This window comes from Bradyrhizobium sp., assembly GCF_049581145.1.
Classification (GTDB): Bacteria; Pseudomonadota; Alphaproteobacteria; order Rhizobiales; family Xanthobacteraceae; genus Bradyrhizobium.
In genome coordinates this window covers 1-3,619 of sequence record NZ_JBAURI010000240.1, presented here as the reverse complement: position 1 = coordinate 3,619, position 3,619 = coordinate 1, and the positions used below count along the sequence as shown (strand labels likewise).

2 protein-coding genes and 1 tRNA gene are annotated in these 3,619 nt (G+C 65.7%); 1 reads left to right on the top strand and 2 read right to left on the bottom strand.

The window, feature by feature from the left end; genetic code table 11:
* Positions 1-218 precede the first annotated feature (218 nt).
* Positions 219-1,625, bottom strand: coding sequence for a methyl-accepting chemotaxis protein (locus WCB02_RS07995; protein WP_423957333.1), 1,407 nt, complete (start codon positions 1,623-1,625; stop codon positions 219-221).
* 751 nt (positions 1,626-2,376) lie between these two features.
* Positions 2,377-2,463 (bottom strand) — tRNA-Leu (locus tag WCB02_RS07990).
* Positions 2,464-2,775: 312 nt separating this feature from the next.
* Between WCB02_RS07990 and WCB02_RS07985 the strand changes: the two genes are divergently transcribed.
* On the top strand, positions 2,776-3,225 hold the full coding sequence (locus tag WCB02_RS07985; RefSeq protein WP_423957331.1) for a hypothetical protein: 450 nt from the start codon (positions 2,776-2,778) through the stop codon (positions 3,223-3,225).
* The last annotated feature ends 394 nt before the right edge of the window (positions 3,226-3,619 follow it).

Genomic DNA, 3,619 nt, shown 5'->3' with positions numbered 1-3,619 from the left:
CCCCGCGGTGGTCGTTGCCGCCAGCGCGTTCACGCGTGCCAAGTTCGTCTTCTGCTATCTCACCCTTGTCGTGCCGCTGCTGCATGCGGGAGCGGCGCGCGTGGGTTTCCCGGCGTGAGGCGCGAGAGAGTGAAGTCCGGGACGTCGCCTGATTGTCGATAAGCCCGGCTGCACCGGGCCGCGCCTGAGCCAGCCGGCAAGGCGCGGGTTCGAGCCGATCACTCCCGCAGCTTGTCCAGATCGGCGAGCACCTCGACCGACGCCGCCTCGACCTTGTCGATCTCGGCCAGGGCCTCGGTCAACCGGCCCATGCCGAACAGCCGCGCGGCTTCCTTGCCGTGCTGATGCACGGCGGCGTGCGGCGCTTCGAGATGGCGAAACGCCGCCTTGCCGCCGTGGCTCGTGGCGCCTTCGCCGTAATACCACTTGCCGAGCCGGCAATTCCTGTGGTCGCTGAGTTCGTCCGCCTTCAGGGTGAGGCGCCCGACCGACATGTCGACCAGGCGCTTCTTCCAGATCACATGATCGGCCTTGGCGAGCCGCACCACCTTGTTGTCGAGCGAGAGGTTCGCGAGCCGGTTCAGCATGCGCCCGACGTTGACGTCGGTCATGCCCATGGTGTCGGCGAGCGATTTCACCTCCTGGGCATTGGCCGTGGCGAGATCGGCGATCACGGTGATGCCTTTCGCGACCTCGTCGGTGGCGAGGTTCTGCTCGGCCAGGATGCCCGAAATCTCCTCCATCTTCGCGCTCACCTGCGCCGTGCGCTGGCCGGCCTCGTCGATCTTCTGGGCGAGGTCGGTCATCTCGCTCATGCCGATCTCGACGGCACGTGCGCCGCCGGCCATGGCTTCGACGATCCCCGCCATTTCGCTCTGCAGCCGCTCGATGCGGCCCTTGATGTCCTCGGTTGCCTTGGTGGTCTGCTGCGAGAGGCTTTTCACCTCGGACGCGACGACGGCAAATCCCCGGCCGAATTCGCCGGCGCGCGCCGCCTCGATCGTCGCGTTCAGCGCCAGCAGGTTGGTCTGGTTGGCGATGGTGTCGATGGTGCCGACGATGGAGCCGATTTCGGCCGAGGCGGCGCTGAGGTCGGCGACCTTGGCGGAGGTGTCGTTGACCGACCGCGCGATGCCGTTCATCGTCTGCAGCGTGCGGCGCACCGCGACCACGCTGTCGTCGACGATGGCGCGCGTCGCGGACGCCTCCGTCGCGGCAGCCGCGCTGGTCTCGCTGATGCTGCTGACGGAAGCCAGCATCTGCACCGAGGCGGAGGCGAGACCCTGGCATCGGGTCGATTGGTCATTGGAGGCCGCGATCAGCCGCGCGCCGCTGACCGAGGCCTCGTTGCTGCTGATGGAGAGTTCGACGGTGGCATCGAGATCGTCGGAGGCGCGCGCGGCCATCGCCTTGGCCAGCCGATGGATCGCCTCGATCAGCTCCGGCTTGACCCGATCGCGCTGGCCGGCCGCGTCGATGCTGGCCAGTTCGCGGTTCAACAGGCCGTTCGACCAGTCGTTCAGGCACTGGATCATCGCGTCCTGAAAGGCCCCCGCCACGCCAACGCCTTGCATCGGCGCGACGGCTTGTTCATCCAAGCTCTTCTGGCCACGAAACCCCAGCATGCTGCCCCCCTCAATTGCCGCCCAGCAACCCGCGGAGCTGACTTGCGTCGGCCTTGATTCGCAACCCACGTAGTTTTGCGGGAGCGCGGCGGGGAGAGCGCGTCCGTTGCGGGTATTGAACCGGCGACCTCTGTGCTATTCTCCGGGGCCCGAAGTGCGCCGGATGTTCGACTGCGTCCGCGTCGACGTGCTGGAAGCGAGCGGCCGCAGGGAGCAGCCTTTCAGCTACGGATGAGCTTCCGGACAAGTGAAGCCGCACGCCCGTCGATATGCCGACCTGCAAGCGGACATCCTAGCGCAATTCCAGCGCCAGTGATTTTCGGTAAGCAATTGATAATCTACAGATTATGGGAAACGACAATCCGGACATAAAAGAGGACATTTATCCACCTGCAGATCGCGGGGAGGCGACCACGCAGATGGGCTGCCCGGTCTGACGCCGCGTCATGCACGGCGCATTGCTTCCGAGCTTCTCAAGCCGGAAGTGCTCGTCTCCAATGGACCGCGGGATCCGCTCCATCTGACGTTTCCTGCCGCGCTCGCTGCGCGCTGGATGCCGGGGCTGTTTCCGGAGAAGACGGAGCAGCCGTGACGCTGCTGGGAATCGTAGCCGTTACATTCACCGTCTGACTCCAAGGCCAAGGCGTAAGCCCTTCGGGCATTGCGAGTCTTCGAGCATTGCGAATCCTCGGCGGCCTTCGCATGAATGGCATGAATTGACGACGCCGGCCGGCGCAGGGGTGATGGATTGTGGTGCGGGCGGTGGGAATCGAACCCACACGACGTTGCCATCGAGGGATTTTAAGTCCCTTGCGTCTACCAGTTCCGCCACGTCCGCTTTGGCCCAGAGGGCGCGCTAGCTCTAGGATGAATCGCGCGCGCGCTCTACAGCATTGTTCGCGTCGCCGTTCCGGCATGATCCGGGCATGATGGCCGGGCCTTTCCCGCGCCCTGGCGGCGGTTCCTGGTCTCTTGAATTATGCGATTGAAATCAGAGGTTTGTCGCATTGTCCGGGCAGGCGTGATGAGCCGGGGATGGCGCTGCGGCACGATCTTTTCTAAAGGGGGCGGGGCCGTCCGGGCAAAGCCTCAATCCGGACATTTGCGCCTGCTTTAGCCAATCTCAACTTTGCGGGCTTACCAAGGTCTTATGATCCAGCGCGTATCCGTTTTCCAGGCTTCGCCGCGCGTCGGCACGGCGCTCGTGCTGTGTGCGCTCGGGCTCTTGCTGTCCGGCTGCGCCGAGATGGGCGAGGGCGTGTCGACCGCCTTTGCCGATCCCGCCCAATTCGAACTCTATGACTGCAAGCAGCTCGAGGCGACGCGCAAGAGCCTGACCAGCCGTGCCGCCGAATTGCAGGGGCTGATCGCAAAGGCCCAGACCGGCTTTGCCGGCCCGGTGGTGGGCGAACTCGCCTATCGCAACGACTACATCTCGGTTCGCGGCCAGCAGCACTTTGCCGACGAGGCCTGGCGCACCAACAAATGCAAGGAAACGCCGGCAGCGGCCACGCCCGCCGCGGCCCAGCCGGCGCCCGCCAAGACCGCGGCGCATGCCAAGCACCAGCCGCCGATGACGGCCGGCAGCACGGTGAATTGAGACCGCGCCGGGATCGGGTTGAAAAGCCATCGCGCCAAGCTGTTTTCGCCCGCCGCCAGGGCATGAAGCCGGCGGCCCGAGGACCTGCTTGCGGTGGCCCGCGACCCGTCATTCCGGACCGGAGTGGGACGGTCCGCTGATCATGGTTCTTTGCTCCCGCAGGGGGGAACACCCACCCCGCGCTTCAGGCGCGGGGTGGGTGTTCCACCACCCGGGGGGGTATAGGGGGGAGACACACACAGGGGGTGGAGGAGGGTGGTGGAAGCCTGGTGGAAGATGGTGGGACAGCGCTGTCTTGCCCCGCCAACCAGATGCTGGCGCACCTTCGGCAGCGATGGGACTTCCGAGCCCGCTCTGGCCGCCGCCTACACCTGCCAGTCGTAGATCCAGCGCT